The sequence below is a fragment of the Leuconostoc garlicum genome, assembly GCF_001998805.1.
GTDB lineage: Bacteria > Bacillota > Bacilli > Lactobacillales > Lactobacillaceae > Leuconostoc > Leuconostoc lactis.
Genome location: NZ_CP016329.1, coordinates 1,370,261 through 1,390,110 on the forward strand (window position 1 = coordinate 1,370,261; position 19,850 = coordinate 1,390,110).

Consider the following 19,850-nt stretch of genomic DNA (forward strand, 5'->3'; position numbering starts at 1 on the left):
TTCAATTACAGATTCCCTGTGTTTTAGAGCTGATTTTTGTAGAATTCTTTAGTAAAACCCAAAAATAGTTCAATTACTAACTCTGATAACCTCAATAAAGTGTTTTTTAGTATTAAATACTTTAAACAGCTATCAAAACAAATAAATTTAACACTAATCTTCAATTTTAACGCAATATGTATCTTAACTAATTAATAGTAACCGAACTATTTCTCTTTATTAAGATCATTAACTGTTGCTAAGTAGCTAATTGGTTTCAACTCAACATTTTTCATCTCGTGACCCGTCAACTTAAAGAACTCAATATCATTCGTATCGACTAAATCATTAAAATTATATATTCGATATAGAAAATAGTTATTAGGATGCTGACTGGCGAACGTCAGCTCATTGTCGCTGATATAAAATGGTGCTACTTTTCCTTGCGTTGTGGTTTTGATTTCAATATAAATTGGATTGCCGTAGGCATCAAAAGACAGGATATCGTACCCTAAGCCATCACCTCTAGTTTGAGAAACATGTTCAACCTTCTTAGCTAAGTCAGGATAATCTTTCAGTCTGTTTTTTTCGTAGTTTAGAACAGTTTGTTCACCCAAAAAGCCGATGATAGTATTTTGTTTTTGAAGTGCAGGATAATCCACTTGACGACCTGTTTGAACTATTGATTTTTCGTCTAAATGCGTTTCATGAAGCGTGATTTCGGGTATTTTTTGCGCTATTTGTTGGATGCTATTCTTTTTCAAAAATAAGGAACTCAAATTTAGTGATAAGATATATGCAATACTTTGCCCGATATCTTTTTCATTAATTAGTTCAGATTTTATTTCATTCAAGCAAAATAGCATATCTTTCAGGTCCGTCAGCAGTTGTGCATTAGAGGGTAATTTATCCTTATCATATCTGATGCTCAGAATGTTGCTTAATTCATAACCTGATACCATATCATTCTTCTTCAATAAAGAACTAGTCAAATCAATAGGCGCCACCGTCATACGATCCGTTCGATTGGCTAATGTATTTTGCCAATATTTAGATACTTTACTGATATTATTTTCCGCATTTTTACCGTAAGTTTCCTTAAAAAATGTCCACCCTTGATTTAGTGATAAGTAAACATACTTCATATCCGGTGAAAATAGATAAACAATATCAAACCCTTTGGCAGCTGAAACGGGCATTGTCGTATCGAATAGCCCAATCCAGGGTACTATAGCCCAACTCCCTTGCCCTGGTGATCCCTTTGTTATGAGACTGCCACTAATGAGATCATCACTCACGACGTCTTTTAGTCCTGATCTGAGACACTCAGCTAATGAATTATCTTTCAAAGGCTTATTTTTTTCTTGTAGATAAGTGTTCAGAATTTTTTCTAATAATTCACGTAGTGTCATTTGCCATAATTGCTCCCTATTCTGCTTCTTCTATTATGACATGAAAATAACAAAAAACACTAATTTTATCATAAATATCAACCAGAAATTTCAACGCAGTACAAATTAAAAAAACCGCATTTTGCAGTGCAGTCTTTTTAACAATTTATAGCTGAATCAGATTCACATCAAATTCTTTTAACTGTTCCAGATGATGTGATGTTATCACCACCACTTTATGCTGTCGTTCGACGAGTTCATTGATCATTTGCAGGATCGTTTCGGTATTTGTCGCATCAACGCCACTAGTTGGCTCGTCGAAAATATAGAGTTGTTTATCTAATAAGCACTGCCCATAAGTTAAAACAATTTGTTGCTCACCACCAGACAACTGACCCATTTTTGTATGCCAAATTTTTGATAAGACCTCACGCTTAATTGTCGCAAAAGTACGAGATGCCATTTGCGATGATTCTGAGCCTAACTGTGTATACATTCCCACCGTTTGTGCAACTGTTAGTGTTGGAAAGAAATGAATGTGTTGCAACTGATAAGCAACGTCAGCCATACTGGGAATATCAACTTTAGTACCATTTGCATTTTTATGCCCCACACCGGCTACAAAATCCAAAAAAGACGTTTTACCAGCGCCATTGGCACCAATCACCACATTTAATTTCTCACGAGAAAATACCACATCAACTCGATCGGCCAATTGCCGATTACCAAAAGACAACGAATAATTTTTGATTTCCATGCGCGAATTTCCTTTGTTAAACTCTTGCGATTACTGACTGCGGCGAAAACTTAGCGATGGCAAACTTGCCAATAATTGCGTAAAGTAATGTCGCCACGGCTAGCCCCAACCAGACAATGAGATGATTCGGCGAGTTGATTAAAAATGTTTGTATTTGATAACCAACCGCTGCAACGTAGCTAGCAGGATTTATCAGTGCCACCAAACTTTCTAAACGCTGTCCATTCGGAATATTCATAAAAAATAGCATGCCAAAAATAAGCAAACTTAAAATAATATTCACTGATTCAAGCTTGAATTTAAACATAAACAATAAACTCGTAACCAGCGCTATGGGTAATGCAGTAATTAAAACAGTTAATAGTCCAGCCAGTATCAAGTGTAAACTGAAGGACTTAACGAATAGCATGACTACTACATTAAACAAAGTGATCTCTATTAAAATAACCATGAGTTGAACCGAAAAAGCACTCAACATGATTTTTAATTTAGAGCCAGCGATAAAAAGCATTTGTTTATAAAAGCCACGTTCTCTATCTGCTATTAAACTAACAATGACGTTGTTTAGGATTGTCACAACGATGATATAAGCCCAAAAATAACTAACAACTTTAAATGTCGTTGTATTGAAATGACCCCCATTCTGTAAAGCGATATGCCTATTTTGATAGATAAAGTAAACAATGGGTATCAATAGATTATAAACAAAAGCAAATTTGTTACTTAAGGTATCTATCATATAAACTTTAAACAACGTCACGATATCTTTCATTACAACCCCCTTTTGTTAATGGCACAATTATATATTAAATCTAATTATATACTAATTTTAAATTCTGAGGTACCCGTTATTCATTAATCAATTGCATTTACCACACTTTACGCCTTAATCCCCCCCACCACCTACAACTGAGTTATATCAATCACCTCGTCGACGCGAGAGTAGACTTTTGGATCATGGGTGGCGATAATCACATAGGTATTAGCGCTCACCATACCTAACAAAATATCAATAATCTCAGAAACTGTTTTGTCGTCCAAAGCACCCGTTGGCTCATCGGCTAAAATAACTTTTTTCTCTTTTAAAGCCATTCTAGCAATCGCAACTCGCTGTGCTTGACCACCAGATAATTCAAATATTTTAGCCTTTAAATAAGACTGATTTAACCCGACTTGTTCCAAGACAGCCTTAATCTGTGCCCTATCTCTGTTAACGATTTTGAGATTATCCAATACTGTTTGATGATCTAACAAGGCATAGTTTTGAAAAACGTAACCCAGATATCTTTTAAAAAATGTCTTTTCTTTAATATCCCAGATGTTCTTATTATCCAGCGTAATTGCCCCGCTGGTCGGCTTTTCGAGTCGACCAATTGCATTCAATAAAGTAGACTTACCAGAGCCAGATTGGCCAACTAGCGCATATGATTTATTTGGTTCAAAAACCAGCGTCACATCCTCAAAGATGACTTTTTTGTTAAATTTTTTACTGAGCGCCTGAAGCTGAATCATATATTGTCTCCTTTAAGAATTTGCGTGTAATCCGAACCAATTTTCCGATCCACAATTAGTGTCGTAATGATCGTTACGATAAGTCCTGATACTAACGCTAACGTGGTTAGACCATTTGCCTGACCAAGCAGCATATTAATAGCATAGGCAATAACCATCATGATAACTAACGACAAGCTATACGGGCCATACACCTGAAAAATTGATAACCCCAGTATTTTCTTTTTGACCACTGAAATAATCTCAAACTGGTAGATCGTGTTCAAATAAAATATCATGCTCAGTATCAACGCACTAAAAATGATGACCTGCAAAAACTTGGCAACAGCCAATTGATGCTTTAAAGCAATCACATTCAACGACACAGTTTGAAACGGTGTTATTGTTTGATTGGTTAAATCATCATTTTCCTGACTAATGATTTTGATTGCCTGCGGACTAAGCAGGCTCATTGTATTTAAAATATTATTGGCAAATGTTTTGTCATTATGAGCTAATAAGACATTATCATTCAAGCGAACCAAAATTTGTTGGCGCAAACTGCCGAAATCTTTTTCTTGGTTAGAAATATCACCCGCAAATCGCGTAGCCATTTCACGATATAAAAATACAGTCTGATTCTCTGGCACAATCTGCACCTCAATATCATTTTTTGAAAGATGAACTTCTCGCAACTGCTCAACATAAATTGTGTTAATTAATGATTGCGCCTTATCTCGGTATTTTTGTGGTAAATATAGCGTTGCTGATTTACTTGGATCATAAGGATATGCCTTATCGAAAGCTTGTTTATGCATCGCACCATTATTCAAATACCAAACTTTACGATTTAAATCGGGGGCGGTAATCCCATCTTGTGAGAGTTGTTTTGCAAAATCATTTTCAATTTCGCCTGTCAAAAATTTAGGAACAACTGCTATGGTTTGCGCAATATAAATGTAGCTTTGACTGCCTATCTTTTTGACCAAATCAACATCTTGTTGACTTGGAGCTGGTTCAGTCATTTTCCCATTCACTGCGGTGGCATGACCAACAAAAGGCTGTGTTTTTTGCCAATCTTTAACACTATACCAAGGTTTCAAATGGTTTATCTGCGTCGATAGCTGCTGAATTTTGTTTTGATACTGTTGATTAAGGCTGCCAACCGCAACCGTCATCACCCCAATGAGTAGTAACCAGATAACAAAAATACTTTTGCCGCCCGATTTGTTTTTAATGACAGCAATGGGTTTTTCTAAGTGAATCATCATGGCTATCAAAATTAGCGATAATCCCAACAGCAGTAGAAAAATGATAAAATCAGTAACCATTAAAGCTATCAATAATTGCGTACTGAACGTATGAAAGCCATGCCCGATTGTAGCTGCATAAAGTAGCCCAACCGTAGTTGCTATAACAATGAGTATCGCAGTAGGTTTTAGAATGTCGGGTAATGAGACAATGCTACGCCCTAACGATAAGCGAATCATTCTAGCTTTAAGTGATTTCACATCACAGATAAATATACCAATGAATGCGCCTAAAAATAATAGCGTGGTATAAAAACTACGTAGTTGACTATTGAACTGCAAAATGCCACCCAAATACCAGGGATACGATTGATCAGTTATGACACGCACACCAATCACTTGCAACTAGTTTAAAGACTTAGCAGGTATCGTCCCCGACTTATAAATCATTCCATTTGCATTCACTTTATCTAAAAGACTACCCTGATGATAGTCAGACAAGTTATAGTAACTCAATTTGCCCTGATCATCAATATAAGACTTATAAAACCTAACATCGGTCTCATCAGTGATGTTTTTCAAATTTTGATATATTTTATTGTTAGACGTGTTATTGACAACTAAAGAAATTGCGCCATCAACAGGCAATGGTGCTGGTTTTGCCGTATCAGTAATTGTTAACGCGCCAAGCGCCAACAAAAGGGAATAGACAACACTGACAAATACAATTTTAATTTTCAAATCTCTATCCTGCTCATAATTTATGTACGGCGAAAACGCCCTAGTTAGTTCAACATTAGAATCTATAGTAGTTCCAAAATGCATCAATGCGAACATCATACCATGATTTATTTGCAGCAGAGTTTGCCCACCCATAATTATTCTTTGTAGCATCCAGTGTTATACCATAAATGTTGCGAACTGCTGACTGTGATCCATAATTTGACGTCTGAATGTAATAATTAGACCAACCGTAATTTCCACTCGTACCATGACTCCAGATATCGATTAGTGGGCTTGGTGCTGGATGGCTTATGCTCGCACTTACAACCCCTACTCCTGTAAATAGCATTGCTCCAACAATGGCCACCCAATGGCCACCTTTACATATTTTTTCATTAACAACATAGCGTGTTCCTCCTAACAAAATGTATTTAATAGTGATAGATTAACATAATTTTATTCACGATAACTCAACTGTTCGCTTAGTCCTGGATAAATATTTTTTATTGACTAATTTTGTATGATATGCTCCCTAAATATTCATTAACCCTTTAATCCAACTTTTATAACACCAAAATAAAAAGAGCATATCATTTGATATGCTCTTCATTCATTTCACATTCAACATCACCTTATACACCAATGAGGATGTTGGCTTGTGATGCCCATTAATCACTAATGGATAATCAGCTAAGTGATAATTTGTGGTGTCCACAATATCGATATTTTGTGGGCGATTCGTATCATTGCGAACAATAATTTGATAATGACCAGGTGTTAGGTTCCGATAAAGACGATAAGAATCACCTGAATCGGTCATTTGATACTGTTCACCGCTTTTCAGATTTTTTAAATAAACATTAACATCTGATTTGTCATGCACTTGCACAGAGAAATAATTAGCGGCACCCTTTAGATCGACAGCCTCAGTAATTGTTTCTTCAGGTGCCATCGCATACGGTTGTGCGCCATATTGGAGCGACAATTGAGTGCGCTGAGCAGCCACCACAAGTGGCTGCGGGTTTTTGGCAGCGACAACCTTGGCTAATCAAACTGTGACAAAGAGTATGACGGCGATAAGCACCGCACTGAATCGTTTCAAAGTTACCCACCGCAAGTTTAAGAACTGACGGTTAGACCGGTCTGGAAGTGCTGCCAAAGCAAACATGAGAAGCGGTAAGATGGCTTGTCCGTACCGTGGCTCCACTTCCCAAAGTAACGTATGAAAGGCAATATAACCTAGTGCCGTCACAATGGCGATCAAGGCCACTACTTGTTGCTGATCTGACAAATTAACCCGCCAGGTTGCTAAACGTGTGATTAAAAACAGCCAGAAAACAAACGTTGCGGTCGTATAAATCAGTGAGATCATGGCATTAAAGAATTGGGCATGCTGCTGATACCAGCTGGTGCAGCACGGAAGCCCCCATTATACCAATCCTGAATGTCACTGACAGATAATAAAATCCCTACTTTTGTGAGCCACAGTTTAATAACCCCGAAAACGCCAAGCTTTTTAACCCGCTTTGAAATTTGTTGTAAATCATAGGCTTGCCGTTTTTTTTGGATTGGGTTGGGCATTATCATTGATCACATCTGTCCCTGAATAAGTTCCTTGCGTCCCTGCATTATACGCCATTAGCATCCAGTGGGTTGCGGGCAATTCAAACTTTGGATTAGTGTGATAATTACTGGTTTGTTGGATTGCTTGCGTCGTTGGCACACTCAAACCAAACCCTAAAACAATTAAAATGATGGGGATCATGAGCTGACTTTTACCTAATCGTTTTTTGACCCCTAACCACACCGCCACAATCAGTAATGCTGGTATTAATACAATCAAATTTGGCTTAACCAAGTCACCAATCAAAATCGTAACAACTAATCCTAGTCCAGCCCCAATTTTTTGACGTCGTGAATACGTTGGCCACCGATACAAAATACTCAGCACGAGCAACAAAACCAACATCGTTGGCAAATCTGAGTAAAAGACCTGCAAATAGTAAGTGTAGGCAAACGGCGTCAACACAAAGAATGCAAAAGCGCCTAGCACCATACTATTGTGTTGATTTAATCGGCGAATCACCACCAGAAAATACAAAATAAAGCCATCGAGCACAATAATACTCAACAAGTGAATCGCTGTATTAGTTGATAACCCAAACAATTGGGTTATCCGCAGCCAGAGTGACATCAGATAAGTGATCGAAACATTATTGGGATAACGCCAAAAATAAGTAATGTCCCAAGTATTTTGGTTAGCTGCCATCTGATCTGCTTGGGACAACACACGATATGGATCGTGATAAACCGTATTTGGGAAAAAGATCAAGGTCATAATTTGTGCAATGACCATGGCCACAAAACCAATTCCCATCGCTATCCGAAAACATGAAAATGGTATGTGATTAAGTCGCGGAATAAAAACAAATCTTGTGGCGGCATATAGAAGTATCGTCAAAATGACAATCGCCACCCCCATGTAAGAAATTACATTAGCCATTAAACCAATGATTAAACAGATAATTAAAATGCCAGGTAAAAATGATGGCAAAACAAGCTTTTTCATATTCCCTCTTCTCGCATTGTATGAATTGATTAACGCATGATAGACAGTTACCGTAACGACGGTACTACTCAATAATTCACATTTTTAAAGATTTGGCAATGTGCCGCATAATTTATATATCATTTTATTATAGTATTTTTTTATATTACCAAGTCGAATCTATTGTGATAATATCCTGACGTTTTGTCAGAATCAATATATGTTGTTTAGAAATGATACTTTTTTGAACGTTATTTTTGTGCTTATAAAAAACACAAGAAATATCATGGCTTTAATAACACATTGGCTTGGATATCTGATCGTTTAAAGATTTCCCAAGTGAAGTAAATCATAACCGAAACAAATAGATAAGGATTAAACAGGATCTTTGGTCCAAAATGATACGATTGCCAAACCAAAAAATTCAAAATGATGAAAACTACAAAATATTTTTTCGTTGGCACAATTAGAAATGCTAAGAAAGCAAAAACGGCTGCTATTGAAAAGTAATTTTCATGTTGCCCAGGTAAAAAGAACCAGAGAATAATTGGCGATACAATGGTTAAATCAATCATGGAAAACGCTAATGCTTTTTCAGATTTAGTTTGAAATAACAAAAACATTAGTAAGTAAATAAAAATGACCATTAACGCCATACTAATTGTTTGAAAACTAGCAATATTGTTTGGCGATATGACTGGAAAATTGACAAAAGATTCCTTGCCATCAACAAGACTCAAGAAACCATTCTCAGCACTTAATGTACTTGCAGTTCTACCTAGTATGGTTCCCAACGCACTATCCCATAATGTTAAGCCGGCAAAACAACCTGGTAGCGCAGCAATAAACAAGCCTACAAAGGAGAAAATCGGCGCTATCTTTTCAATGATTGTATTTTCTTTGAATGTATAGAGATAATAAAAGATATATAAAGGTGCAATATAAAGTGCCATCGCCTTAAAGTAGATGGCAACACCAAATATCAACCAGGACAACACATATTTATTTTTAAGAAATAAAAGTAATGATAACAGAATCAAGGCAATGTAGGCGCTATCTGGTAAATTGGTTTTCAACATATCACCTAGGAATGGTGGTATAAATAATATTAAACTAGCAGCAATGGTTGCTTGCCAACTAGTATTACCTTTTTGAAAATGTTTCACAATCAAATAGGCAAATAGGGACGACAAGAGTGTAAATATTGCACCAATGTACTTAATCGCTGCTGCAACATTGAGAATATTTGGATAAATTCCAAATTTAGAAAAGAGAACAATGATGAGATACCAGATGGACGTATAATCAGCATAATGTCGTTGATCACCAACCTGAGAATAGAGTTCAGAATTAATGGTAGCAATACCATGAAATCCATGTTCATGCAAATATTGCCACCATGGTATTTGATAAAGGCTAAGATCATTTGTCATATTTTGAGGATATAAATTCAATTGTGAAAAAAAAACGACCAACCAAATACTTAAAAATATCAAATAGAAAAATAATTTATGATTAACACGATGTTGATTTAACGAATGCCGCATGAACGCCTACCTATAATTTTTTATGACCCTAGTTTTTTTACAATTTTTTTCAACAGGTTATTGATAACTTGTGTCCACAAAATTGCCCCGATAAACATCAGAAATGGGAACATCATATAAATATAGTGTTCCTGAACTTCCCAAAGTAAGATATAAAACAATGATAATGATTCAAATATACCCAGGATTAAGATAATCGTAACCCTTTGACGATAAGTCGAACTATCATCCGATTCATTTTGCCGCTTATTAAATAGATAAAACGGTAACCAAGCAAATGACAAAAAGCTTGTTAACGTCACCATCATTGTTGAATGAATCATAATCGGCGTTAAATTATCGTAATTTGTACGGTACTGTGCTTGTAACTTACTGTCTTGACCATTTCTAAATTGGTTAAAGTATTGCATACCAAAATCCGACTTAATACCAAACAAGACATTCGTCTTGTCACGCCAAGTTGTAAGTACACCAATAACGCCCAACTGTTTCAGTTTGCCAACTAATTTTTCACGAATGTAAGCCTGTCGTTGGTCATAATTCGTGTACTTATTAGTAATCGTATTGATTTCATCACCCGACCGGCCGCCTACATAGTAAGCCGTCAAGAACCATGATTCAATTGGCATTTTGGTATTCTTATCATTTGACACTTGATAATGTGTCTTTTCTTGTGTAATGGTTGCGGCTTGCTTTAATGTAAACGAACAAATCGTTAACGCAGCCAAAAGGACTAAAAGCAAACGCCATTCACGCCATAAAAATAGCAGCAATAATACCACAATAGCAATCAATGCCACAACGGTATTGGGTCTTAGGAATAGCGCAATCGCTAAACAGACAGCAGCCAATAGCACTTGCCGCCAATTTTGCCGATTAATAACTTTTGCAAAACTGGTCGCTTTTTCTCCTGATTTAACTTGATAGAAAATTTCGACGAGATAACGCACACCCGCCACCAAAAATGGTAAGGCAAAAGTATCCGAGTAGCCAATTTGTGTAAATTGCATCAAATATGTTGGCACAAAAACATAAAATAATAACAACACATTGCGGGCTTTTGCGCCGAAAACAATATCGGCCAATTTAGTCAACTGATAGCTTGATATAAGCATCAACACTTGGCCATAAACGGCGTGCAGTAAAATGACATCGTCGAGCGTCTTGAGGATGTGCCGAAATGGAAAATCCAGCCAAAACATAAAGATACTAATGGGTACATTATTTGGAAAAACGCTAAAGTATGGCGACCATTGCGAGGCTGGATATTGATATAAAAGATCATACACCTGACCATTCACGCCCATGCTGTCATAAACTGGCGCATAAGGTTGTATGAACAATGCACCGACAGCTACCAATATAATGAGCGTCCAAAGAAATTTTTTAAGTAACTCATCGTAATGATCTGTTAACTTAACAACTAACGTTGTTAAGCCCAGTAAGCCAATGGCAAGACCCAAATAAGCTAACAACGAAAAAACAGTAAAACGATCGTTAAAAGTTGTGTTGGCTGTCACTAAATGCCCAGACACCAATACACAAAATAACATCAATAATGCTGCAATTGTCGTTAGCATACCAACAATTACATGTCTTGATTTAGTCAACATATTTGATATTCTCCCTCTTCAAATAACACCACTAAGCCGAAGTAGTTAAAAATTAAACTCCTGTATATATACGATATTCAGTAACACCCTACTTATTAAACGTCCCCCAAAAAAACGTCTATACATCATCTCATTGATGCTATCACAAAGTAAATTGCTATTATAGCATTTGTAATCACGAACGTTTCCATACTACTACACATATGTGCACGTGTCAAATAGACCCCTAGTATCGATTTGAATACCCCCCATTACACACAAAAAGGCCTTACAACCGTCAAGTTGTAAGACCTTTTAAAATTATTCCATGTGTTTCAAACTACTAAAGAATTGTTGAACACCAACAAATCCCAGCGACAAGATTGTCGCAATACCCAAACTTAACCATAGCGCGTGCATCATTGATGTGAAAATCATGGCAATAGCCAAGCAAGCAATAAAGTAAATCAACCAAACGCAGAGTACAAACCCAATTAACATAAGGTTGGTTTTTACTTGTTGTGACATAACGAGTTCCTCGGGTGACGCAAATTTTTCCTGTTTTAATTTTTACTGCGTATTCTATTGGATATTTAACTTCTCTTCAGACTGATAAACAGGCTTTTAAAGAGAAGTCTTTTACCGACTCGATCACATTAATCGCTCTTTTCTATTTTCATTATAAATAAGATTATGACACGTGCAACAAATAAAAGCAACCCCCTATACTAATATTACAAAACACAGATTCTTGTACTAAAACGCTCAACGTTTATTTTTATTTCGCTTCAATTTTCTGGTGATTTGTGCTGGTATCTTAGTCGTCGCCGTTATCGTATTTTGTACTTTTGCTTTAACGGCTTGTTGTCTTTTCTGCTTGGCCTTTTCCAGGTCCTCAGCCATCATTTTACTTTTCTGGACGGTTTCAGCGTCAATCGTATAGAGTTTCACAAATGTCTGTGGATCAACGAGGCTATTACCTTTAGGTTGCGTTTTAACGACTTGATTTGGCACAGCATTGGCATATTTAACCGCTGGCGCAACAGACACAACCGTATGGTTAAAATGATATTGCGTCATAATCTCATTAGCCTCATCCACATCAAGTGCAGTGACATCTGGTACTTTGATATACCCTTTTCGTTTTTCCAGCTGTGCATTAACTATTTTAGTCCCTTGGGCCAGCAACTCTGGTGCTAACGCGCCAAGTGCTATTTTGCCTACGGTACTGATTAATTTTGTTTTGTTCATCTTGATTATTCTCCTAATACGACAATATCGTGCATCAGATTTCTTTCATTATAATGGTTCAATGTATTCGGTGCAATAAGATAACTTTTATAAAAAAACGCCGCATAAATGCGGACGCTTTGTGTCGTGTTAACGCGCTAAATCAGGGATCGGTTTCCCAGTTGCGATCGATTGGTTCATTAAATCTTCAATTTGCTTATCGTTAAATTTTTTATCATCAATACCAGCATTTCTGAGGATACTACGTGTTGCTTGAATATCACGCGCTGAAATCGTCACGGGTTGATCACGACTTTCTAAATTAGCATGATCATTTTTCTCTGAAACACTGGTCGCAGCACTTTTGCTTGAGCTTTCTGCCGATTGCTGCGTTGTTTCAGGTTGTGACAATGACTGCTGACTTGATGATGTAGCAGATGACGATACAGCATCTTGAGATTGACTTGATGCTTGTGACGTTGATGATTGTGATTGGTTTGCAACATGTGCCGGCTGCTTGTCAGTTGGCTGGGTCTGTTGACCTAACAATAAAATACCCACCAACACCGCAACCATAACAATCACAATGATACTAATGCTAATAGTTAATCTGCTCTTTTTCAATTTGTAAACCTTCCCGTATAGTCAATACTGATATCCAAAGGCTTATTCTGTGATAAGCCAGTAAAATATTTGCTAGCGCTATACTGCCATGCCGCAAACTCTGAATTATATTGTAAGGCACGTGCAGCTGCTGGATTGGCCTCATTTGGATACTGAGCAAGCCAAATATCTTTTGTATTCAGGCGATCTGTATCCACAATGTTGCCCGATCCCGTAATCGCTTTGTATGAGTAGTTGACAACATTTGAATAACCTTGTTGTGCGAGTGTATTGCGGAACGCTTTAAGATCCGCTACCTTGTCTCCTGAACTATTAACTGCATAACCTTCTTCATAGTCATCAACCATCACAGTATCACTTGGTAAACCCAACACCTTGGCATAGTTAGCAAAATATGTTGCTTCAATGGCCGCTTCTGTTGAATTAGTAAACCAAGCATAATGATAGGCGGCAATTTTCATTCCAGCATTTCTAGCATAGCTGATTTGTGTGGCTGCATATGGGTTTTTATAAGTTGTATATTCCGATAATTTAATAACAGCTGTTTTAATACCCGCTGCATACATCGCCTTGTAGTCCGCCTGCGTTAGCCAACTCTGGTGAGAAGACACATCGATGAAATCCGATGGTGCAATAGGTGGCAAATAGGCTGTCCCCCCGCCAGGTGCTGTCCCACCTTTTTTGACTAACTGGACTTGGATTGCTTCAATGCGTAACCCGCGCCCTGAAGTCCCGGCAGTTTGACCATTTGACGCCCAACCGAGCCAACCATAATTTTGCACATAAGTACGATAGTAAATATCATAACTATCACTTAGTGTCCCTGTTAGATTAAAACTTAGGGCTTCAACACGTAAGCCTTGACCTGAAGTCCCGGCAACCGCATTATCATTAACCGCTGATTGCCAACCAACATTTTGGACATAAGCCTTATACGTCACCCCACCAGACATATTATCTGGTAAATCACTGACATTAGCCTTAAAGGCTTCAACACGAAGGGCTTGTCCCATTGTCCCAGCTGTCGCACCATCGGCAACACTGGTTTGCCAACCACTATTTTGCACATTGGTTTGATAATGAATACTTGGATCAGGTTTTCTCGTGTAAGATGGATTTGTCGTATCACCTGGTGCTGGTTGCCCTTTTGGTACTAAGACAATCTGCAGGGCTTCTAGGCGATAACCATAACCAACTGTCCCCGCATCTTGCCCGTTTGATGCCCAACCGAGCCAACCGAAATTTTGCGCGTGGACACGATAATACACATTATAGGAATTGGCAATATTCCCTGTCAGTTTGATACGTATCGTTTCTAAGCGCAAGGATTGGCCCTGAGTGCCTGACAGCGTCCCGTCCTGTACCCAGTTTTGCCATCCGATATTTTGAATTTGCGTTTGATACTGAATACTACCTGATGTGGCAGCATTCTGGTTCTCCAACTGAATCGTTGTGGCTTCTAAACGCTTACCTTGCCCAGTCGTACCAGATGTTTGACCATCAGAAACAAAGTTTTGCCAGCCAATATCTTGCACATGCGTCCGATACTGAACACTAGGCTCCCCGTTTAGATTATAAAAAGCATTTGCCGTGCTGCCCGGCGCTGGTGGGCCCTTAGGGACCAATACCACTTCTAACGCTTCCAATCGATAGCCATACCCAGCCGTTCCAGCTGCCTGCCCGTTGGATGCCCAGCCCAGCCAACCAAAGTTTTGTGCATGAACACGATAATAAACATCATAATAGTTCGCAATATTACCGGAAAGTTTAATGCGAATCGCTTCAAGCCTTAATGATTGACCTGAAGTCCCACTGATGCCCCCATCTTGTGTCCAATTTTGCCAACCAATATTTTGGATGTGTGTCTGATATTGAATACTACCCGTCATAATACTATCTTGATTGGCAAGCTGAATGGTCGTCGCCTCTAGGCGCTTACCTTGCCCAGTTGTGCCAGCCATTTGACCATCGGCGACATAGGGTTGCCAGCCAATATCTTGAACATGCGTCCGATACTGAACGCTCGGCTGTTGTGCTGCTGAAATTGGTGATGACCACTGAGTCGTGAGCAATAGACCAATTACAACGGTTAAAATAACCACTAAACCGCCAGTGATTCTGTTATTCTTCATTGTCAAATCAACTTTCCAAATTACTTTATATGCCTTGCTTATTATAACAAAATTCACATCATCAATTGTAACAAGAAAAATAAAAACCATTCACAAATGTGAATGGTTTTGACTATTTTCTTTTCAACAGTGTAACACCACGACCAACAGACCAAAATAAAATTAACATCACTGAAAAACTAATTAAACCAACAGATGCTTTAAAGAGCGGTGGTTCAAATTGTAACGTAATCGTTTGCTCTTCTTGTGATGCTGGCACTTTAATTTGCGTCAAATAGCCACGTAGTGGTTGAGCTAACTTTGCCTGCCCACCTATCACATGATAGCCAGGCCATGCTGTTCTTGAAAAGACGATCTTTGCGTCATTCTGATGTGCTGGTACCTTGATTGTGACTTTATAATTCGAATTTTTAATTTCCGTCACTTGTGGGATGTTACTCCAGACAACACCACCGACATTATTGTTAATCTTTTCGCGCTGAATCACAACATAATGTTGATCATGAGACGTCACCTGCCACCCATCCGGTACATTTTTATGCTTAATAAGATTGCGATAAACTTTACGATCACCCTCATTACCAACCGCTACGGTATCAACGCTCAAGAGATCTGCCAATGGTAACTGTGTTTGCTTGTCTTTTTTAAATAGCTTCGCGTAATGATCAGTTGAGATACGTGTTGGATCACCACCTCTGAAATCATCACTAAACTTCTTAAACCCGACAGGCGTATAGACATTCATTGAATCATTATTTGTAGTATACCAATCATTGCCCATCACCACGTGATTATCAAATCCTAAAATAACGGTATTCCCCTTAAACTTCTCAGCCATTTTTAAAATATTGGCTTTCGTTGCGGGCATTTTATAATCAGGATAAATATAGGTAATATGCTGCTGCTGAATCTCATCATGATGCCGCCCAATCGTACGTTGCTGTACAACTAGCGAAAAGCCAGTCGTGATAATGGCTAATACGATAACGGTGAGCATTGGTCGTTTGACTTGGATGCTGATGTGTCTCAACTGCATTTTGTGGTGCCCGCTACCTAAGTACGCAATCGCTGCCACAAAAATACCAATAATAATGTTAATAGCCAAGATAGATTGCGTACGTGCCGGTGTATTCGCAATTTCTAGGTACGTACCAAGAAACATTAAGCCAACAAAAAGTTGAACACGTCCCTTAGTAAATTTCAATCCTAATTTAGCCACGAGTAAAATGACCAACAATAACACCAGTTGACCAAAATAAGCCATCATGCGGACTGGAAAACGTAATGGTCCCACATTTGCTGGTCCAAACAGTAACATAAAGGTCAATAATGTTGGTGTTAACCATTGGATTAACACCACTTTATGATTTTGAATGAAACTTTTGGTTTGTTTAAAGTTCACAAACACCAACAATGCTAATAACCAACTAACGTACATAAACGGCATATAAGTCACACCGCTAACAGTCCACCAAGAGTTCATTTCTGAATAACCGACTGGTGAAAAAGAGAAAAGCAAATCTGATAAACTTGGCGATAAGAAATTATCGTTGAAAATGCCTTCAGTATTGCGCATTGTCACACCAGAAATGGCAATTCCTGGTAGGTATACAGCAATTGTTGTCGCAGCTAAACTAATGCCTAAAAAGATAATTCGACGTAATTGCGTCCAATTTTTCATCACAATGGCGGCGATAAAAGCTCCCAACATGACGGCAATTAACATGATTGTTCCAAAGACATAACCAACCGTAATAATCGAATAACCCACCACAAACGCCAATACTGGGCCTGTGTTTTTATTCAAAAATCGTCGTAGGACCCACCAGAACCAAGGGAAAAATGCCGACACCATTAAATCAGTGACCCAAGATGACGCTCCGGCAAAAATAGTAAAACCGACAAAAGGCGTTACAATCCCATAAATAATCGCGTATGGTTTTTGAACAGCCATTGAGCGCGCCAACAAGAAAGACCCAACCCCTAAGATGTTTAACAGAACAATTTTAAATATCGTCGCAAATATCAAAAAATTAGAAGAATAATAAACAACAACGGAGATTAACCAAACCAGTGGGCTAAATGTTCCCCATTGACCTTCAGCTAAATAATTCCCTGACCCTTGGGCAGCCACGTTGAAAATTGGTAACTGGCCCTGCATCACTAATTTGCCAACTTCATACCATTGCCCAATTGCCCCACGTTGCGTATCATCTAAAAAATAGAAACGATGAAAAAAGAACAATGGAATTAAGCTAAAAATGGACACAATCGCAACAATGAGCACTATTGCACCGAAGGTACTTTGCCAACTATTGCGTAGTCTTTGCTTGATCGTCATATTATGCAGATCCTTAATCATTCAACTCTTCGGCAATGATATAACGTGGGCGGTGCTTAACTTCAAGGAAAATCTTGCCAATATATTCACCAATAATACCGATTGCCACTAACTGCAATCCACCAAGCATCCAAATCGACACCATCAAAGTTGGCCAACCTGCTGATGTTTTACCAAATGCCCAACCGATAAAGATATAAATTAAACTAAGGATACTAATCCCAAAAATACCTAAACCGACATTCCGAACAAATGTGATTGGTGAAATTGAAAATGATGTAATCCCTGTTGCCGCAAACTTAATCATTTTACGCAAAGGATATTTCGTTTCCCCAGCTTCACGTTCAGCACGAGCATAATAAACTTTGGCTTCGTTGAAACCAATCAGTGGGAAAATGCCACGCAAGAACATTTCGCGTTCTTGATATTCTGAAAAGGCACGCAATACCTTTTGATTGACCAAACGAAAATCCGCATGGTTGGGAATTGAATCAGCCCCTAGCGCTGACATCACTTTGTAAAAGCTTTGTGCCGTAAAGCGCTTGAAGAATGTATCAGTTGTCCGATCATTACGCACACCATAAACGATGTCTTTCCCTGAGTTAGCCAATTCAACCATCTCAACAATAGCTTGTGGATCATCTTGAAGATCAGCGTCAATCGTCACAACATAATCAACGTCTGTATCTGTTAAATACGTCATTCCAGCAATAAGCGCGTTTTGATGCCCAAAATTCGTGCTAAAACGCAATCCCTGAACATTGCCATATTTTTCATGTAGTGCATTGATGAGTACCCAAGTCTTATCCTTTGAGCCATCATCAACATACATGATAAAACTACTTGGCGCAACGAGATTTGCTTGTATCATTTCTGTCAACAAATCATGTAATCGCGCTGTGGTCTTTTCAATGACCTCTTCTTCATTGTAAGCTGGCAAAACAATTGCTAATTTTTTTGATGCCATTTATTTCATACCTCTCACTTTATAAACCATGAAGCGTAAATTCTGCATGACTTTTGCCATTGCATTACCACGCCACAGGACTGATTTTGTTACAATATCAGGAAACTCTTGGTGCATCGCTTCATTCATACCGATGACATGTTGACTCTGAACATCCTGTAACTCTGCCGTCCATTGGCCTGAACTGACGCGGAATTTTACGCCCACTGTCACATCGGGCACAAAATCCCCCAATGTCAAAACATGCAAGTAAGTTGATAAATCAACCACATACGGATGCGTAAAATCCCAACCACCAGCCTGCTCAAAAGCATCACGGCGCATCAAGACACCACCTGGTTCACCAATCGCATTAATCCCCAAACCAATAACATGACGAATAACAGATGAGCCACGCATTGCCCGCTTCAAGCCCAAAAGTCCCCATGATTTTTTAATGACATGATTTTGATCATCAATAATTTCTCGTAAACTGGCTGTGAGGACGGCATTTGGATTTTCTTCTAACAACTCAAATTGACGCTTTAATGTACCTGGTAAGAGAACATCATCTTGCGGAATGAGCTTAATATATTTGCCAGTGGATTTGCTTGATACAAATTGCCAATTTTCTTTGGCTGCACCTTGTGGAGCAGTATAAATTTTTAGCCGTGGATCCGTCGCGGCCATTTTTTCTAATAACGCGCGCGTCCCATCTTCCGGTCCCTGAATTGCAACTGACACATCAAAAGTAACACCAACTTGGTCTAACACTGATTGCACGGTTTCTTCAATAAAGGGTCTCGCTTTATATGCGGGTATAACAACCGAAATATCTAACATTATTTTGATCTCCTAAATGAAAAAAACTTATGCCCAACAAAACTAATCATCGTTGTCACAATTAAAATTAAAAACTGTGCAGCAATTGGGTTCATATGTCCGAAATTAACCAATAGTGGCAATACAACCAAGTTAATCACATAACTCACGAGGTTAATCATCGTAAACCGAATAAAGTCCTTGACAACCTGCCCCTGAACACGAAATGTTACCTTCCGATGTAAATAAAATGCCACAAAATTAGACACAATTTGGGAAATAACCAACGCAACCATATAGCCATGTGGCACTGTTTTTAATGTTAATGTTAAACCAGTAAAAATAAAAAAACCAAAAAACGTATTGAATCCGCCAACCAAAAGGAATCTGAATTTTTCATTGGAAATCAATTTTTTAATGTAATCTATCATATCAATCTAAAAAACCCTCTCATGACGGACGCCTCTGTCCCACTCC

The 19,850-nt window shown here is 38.2% G+C and carries 20 protein-coding genes; all 20 read right to left on the reverse strand.

Going from position 1 to position 19,850, the window contains the following annotated elements; genetic code table 11:
- Positions 1-206 precede the first annotated feature (206 nt).
- Positions 207-1,391, reverse strand: coding sequence for an MrcB family domain-containing protein (locus A9176_RS06940; RefSeq protein ID WP_077282847.1), 1,185 nt, complete (start codon positions 1,389-1,391; stop codon positions 207-209).
- A gap of 145 nt (positions 1,392-1,536) precedes the next feature.
- Positions 1,537-2,127 (reverse strand): ATP-binding cassette domain-containing protein, encoded by a 591-nt coding sequence (locus A9176_RS06945; RefSeq protein ID WP_077282849.1) that lies wholly within the window; start codon positions 2,125-2,127, stop codon positions 1,537-1,539.
- A gap of 16 nt (positions 2,128-2,143) precedes the next feature.
- Positions 2,144-2,899: a hypothetical protein gene (locus tag A9176_RS06950; protein WP_077282851.1), complete on the reverse strand. Its 756-nt coding sequence runs from the start codon at positions 2,897-2,899 to the stop codon at positions 2,144-2,146.
- A 131-nt stretch (positions 2,900-3,030) separates the two neighbouring features.
- Positions 3,031-3,639, reverse strand: a complete 609-nt coding sequence (locus A9176_RS06955; RefSeq protein WP_077282853.1) for an ATP-binding cassette domain-containing protein — start codon at positions 3,637-3,639, stop codon at positions 3,031-3,033.
- Complete coding sequence (locus A9176_RS06960) at positions 3,636-5,222, reverse strand: hypothetical protein (RefSeq protein ID WP_207650668.1); 1,587 nt, start codon at positions 5,220-5,222, stop codon at positions 3,636-3,638. The genes A9176_RS06955 and A9176_RS06960 overlap by 4 nt, the downstream gene beginning before the upstream one ends.
- 51 nt (positions 5,223-5,273) lie before the next feature.
- Positions 5,274-5,762, reverse strand: coding sequence for a hypothetical protein (locus A9176_RS06965; protein ID WP_207650669.1), 489 nt, complete (start codon positions 5,760-5,762; stop codon positions 5,274-5,276).
- A 439-nt stretch (positions 5,763-6,201) separates the two neighbouring features.
- The gene (locus tag A9176_RS08920; protein ID WP_242943212.1) at positions 6,202-6,576 is read right to left on the reverse strand and encodes a hypothetical protein; all 375 of its coding nucleotides are present in this window, start codon (positions 6,574-6,576) and stop codon (positions 6,202-6,204) included.
- A gap of 63 nt (positions 6,577-6,639) precedes the next feature.
- The gene (locus tag A9176_RS08925) at positions 6,640-6,963 is read right to left on the reverse strand and encodes a hypothetical protein (protein ID WP_242943213.1); all 324 of its coding nucleotides are present in this window, start codon (positions 6,961-6,963) and stop codon (positions 6,640-6,642) included.
- A complete protein-coding gene (locus A9176_RS08930) occupies positions 6,960-7,172 on the reverse strand; it encodes a hypothetical protein (RefSeq protein WP_242943214.1) in 213 nt (70 codons plus the stop codon). Before A9176_RS08930 ends, A9176_RS08925 begins: the two co-directional genes overlap by 4 nt.
- Positions 7,135-8,094: a glycosyltransferase family 39 protein gene (locus A9176_RS08935; RefSeq protein WP_242943215.1), complete on the reverse strand. Its 960-nt coding sequence runs from the start codon at positions 8,092-8,094 to the stop codon at positions 7,135-7,137. Before A9176_RS08935 ends, A9176_RS08930 begins: the two co-directional genes overlap by 38 nt.
- A 329-nt stretch (positions 8,095-8,423) precedes the next feature.
- The gene (locus A9176_RS06980) at positions 8,424-9,572 is read right to left on the reverse strand and encodes a hypothetical protein (RefSeq protein WP_157093704.1); all 1,149 of its coding nucleotides are present in this window, start codon (positions 9,570-9,572) and stop codon (positions 8,424-8,426) included.
- A 134-nt stretch (positions 9,573-9,706) separates the two neighbouring features.
- The gene (locus tag A9176_RS06985) at positions 9,707-11,299 is read right to left on the reverse strand and encodes a hypothetical protein (RefSeq protein ID WP_077282861.1); all 1,593 of its coding nucleotides are present in this window, start codon (positions 11,297-11,299) and stop codon (positions 9,707-9,709) included.
- 300 nt (positions 11,300-11,599) lie between these two features.
- Positions 11,600-11,806: a hypothetical protein gene (locus tag A9176_RS06990; RefSeq protein WP_077282862.1), complete on the reverse strand. Its 207-nt coding sequence runs from the start codon at positions 11,804-11,806 to the stop codon at positions 11,600-11,602.
- 237 nt (positions 11,807-12,043) lie between these two features.
- Positions 12,044-12,529, reverse strand: coding sequence for a PASTA domain-containing protein (locus A9176_RS06995; RefSeq protein WP_077282863.1), 486 nt, complete (start codon positions 12,527-12,529; stop codon positions 12,044-12,046).
- Between the two features lie 129 nt (positions 12,530-12,658).
- Positions 12,659-13,132, reverse strand: a complete 474-nt coding sequence (locus A9176_RS07000) for a hypothetical protein (RefSeq protein ID WP_157093705.1) — start codon at positions 13,130-13,132, stop codon at positions 12,659-12,661.
- Positions 13,129-15,264: a GH25 family lysozyme gene (locus tag A9176_RS07005; protein ID WP_198150928.1), complete on the reverse strand. Its 2,136-nt coding sequence runs from the start codon at positions 15,262-15,264 to the stop codon at positions 13,129-13,131. The genes A9176_RS07000 and A9176_RS07005 overlap by 4 nt, the downstream gene beginning before the upstream one ends.
- Before the next feature lie 112 nt (positions 15,265-15,376).
- Positions 15,377-17,605, reverse strand: a complete 2,229-nt coding sequence (locus A9176_RS07010; protein WP_242943216.1) for a hypothetical protein — start codon at positions 17,603-17,605, stop codon at positions 15,377-15,379.
- Positions 17,606-17,618: 13 nt separating this feature from the next.
- Positions 17,619-18,572: a glycosyltransferase family 2 protein gene (locus A9176_RS07015; RefSeq protein ID WP_077282866.1), complete on the reverse strand. Its 954-nt coding sequence runs from the start codon at positions 18,570-18,572 to the stop codon at positions 17,619-17,621.
- The gene (locus A9176_RS07020) at positions 18,573-19,394 is read right to left on the reverse strand and encodes a glycosyltransferase family 2 protein (protein WP_077282867.1); all 822 of its coding nucleotides are present in this window, start codon (positions 19,392-19,394) and stop codon (positions 18,573-18,575) included.
- A complete protein-coding gene (locus tag A9176_RS07025) occupies positions 19,394-19,804 on the reverse strand; it encodes a GtrA family protein (RefSeq protein ID WP_077282868.1) in 411 nt (136 codons plus the stop codon). Before A9176_RS07025 ends, A9176_RS07020 begins: the two co-directional genes overlap by 1 nt.
- Between the last annotated feature and the right edge of the window lie 46 nt (positions 19,805-19,850).

Bases quoted from the DNA above. Each gene is read 5' to 3' on its own strand.
- A9176_RS06940 (WP_077282847.1), bottom strand. From the start codon at position 1,391: ATGACACTACGTGAATTATTAGAAAAAATTCTGAACACTTATCTACAA.
- A9176_RS06945 (WP_077282849.1), bottom strand. From the start codon at position 2,127: ATGGAAATCAAAAATTATTCGTTGTCTTTTGGTAATCGGCAATTGGCC.
- A9176_RS06950 (WP_077282851.1), bottom strand. From the start codon at position 2,899: ATGAAAGATATCGTGACGTTGTTTAAAGTTTATATGATAGATACCTTA.
- A9176_RS06955 (WP_077282853.1), bottom strand. From the start codon at position 3,639: ATGATTCAGCTTCAGGCGCTCAGTAAAAAATTTAACAAAAAAGTCATC.
- A9176_RS06965 (WP_207650669.1), bottom strand. From the start codon at position 5,762: ATGCTACAAAGAATAATTATGGGTGGGCAAACTCTGCTGCAAATAAAT.
- A9176_RS08925 (WP_242943213.1), bottom strand. From the start codon at position 6,963: ATGATCTCACTGATTTATACGACCGCAACGTTTGTTTTCTGGCTGTTT.
- A9176_RS08930 (WP_242943214.1), bottom strand. From the start codon at position 7,172: ATGCCCAACCCAATCCAAAAAAAACGGCAAGCCTATGATTTACAACAA.
- A9176_RS08935 (WP_242943215.1), bottom strand. From the start codon at position 8,094: ATGGCTAATGTAATTTCTTACATGGGGGTGGCGATTGTCATTTTGACG.
- A9176_RS06980 (WP_157093704.1), bottom strand. From the start codon at position 9,572: ATGACAAATGATCTTAGCCTTTATCAAATACCATGGTGGCAATATTTG.
- A9176_RS06985 (WP_077282861.1), bottom strand. From the start codon at position 11,299: ATGTTGACTAAATCAAGACATGTAATTGTTGGTATGCTAACGACAATT.
- A9176_RS06990 (WP_077282862.1), bottom strand. From the start codon at position 11,806: ATGTCACAACAAGTAAAAACCAACCTTATGTTAATTGGGTTTGTACTC.
- A9176_RS06995 (WP_077282863.1), bottom strand. From the start codon at position 12,529: ATGAACAAAACAAAATTAATCAGTACCGTAGGCAAAATAGCACTTGGC.
- A9176_RS07005 (WP_198150928.1), bottom strand. From the start codon at position 15,264: ATGAAGAATAACAGAATCACTGGCGGTTTAGTGGTTATTTTAACCGTT.
- A9176_RS07010 (WP_242943216.1), bottom strand. From the start codon at position 17,605: ATGACGATCAAGCAAAGACTACGCAATAGTTGGCAAAGTACCTTCGGT.
- A9176_RS07015 (WP_077282866.1), bottom strand. From the start codon at position 18,572: ATGGCATCAAAAAAATTAGCAATTGTTTTGCCAGCTTACAATGAAGAA.
- A9176_RS07020 (WP_077282867.1), bottom strand. From the start codon at position 19,394: ATGTTAGATATTTCGGTTGTTATACCCGCATATAAAGCGAGACCCTTT.
- A9176_RS07025 (WP_077282868.1), bottom strand. From the start codon at position 19,804: ATGATAGATTACATTAAAAAATTGATTTCCAATGAAAAATTCAGATTC.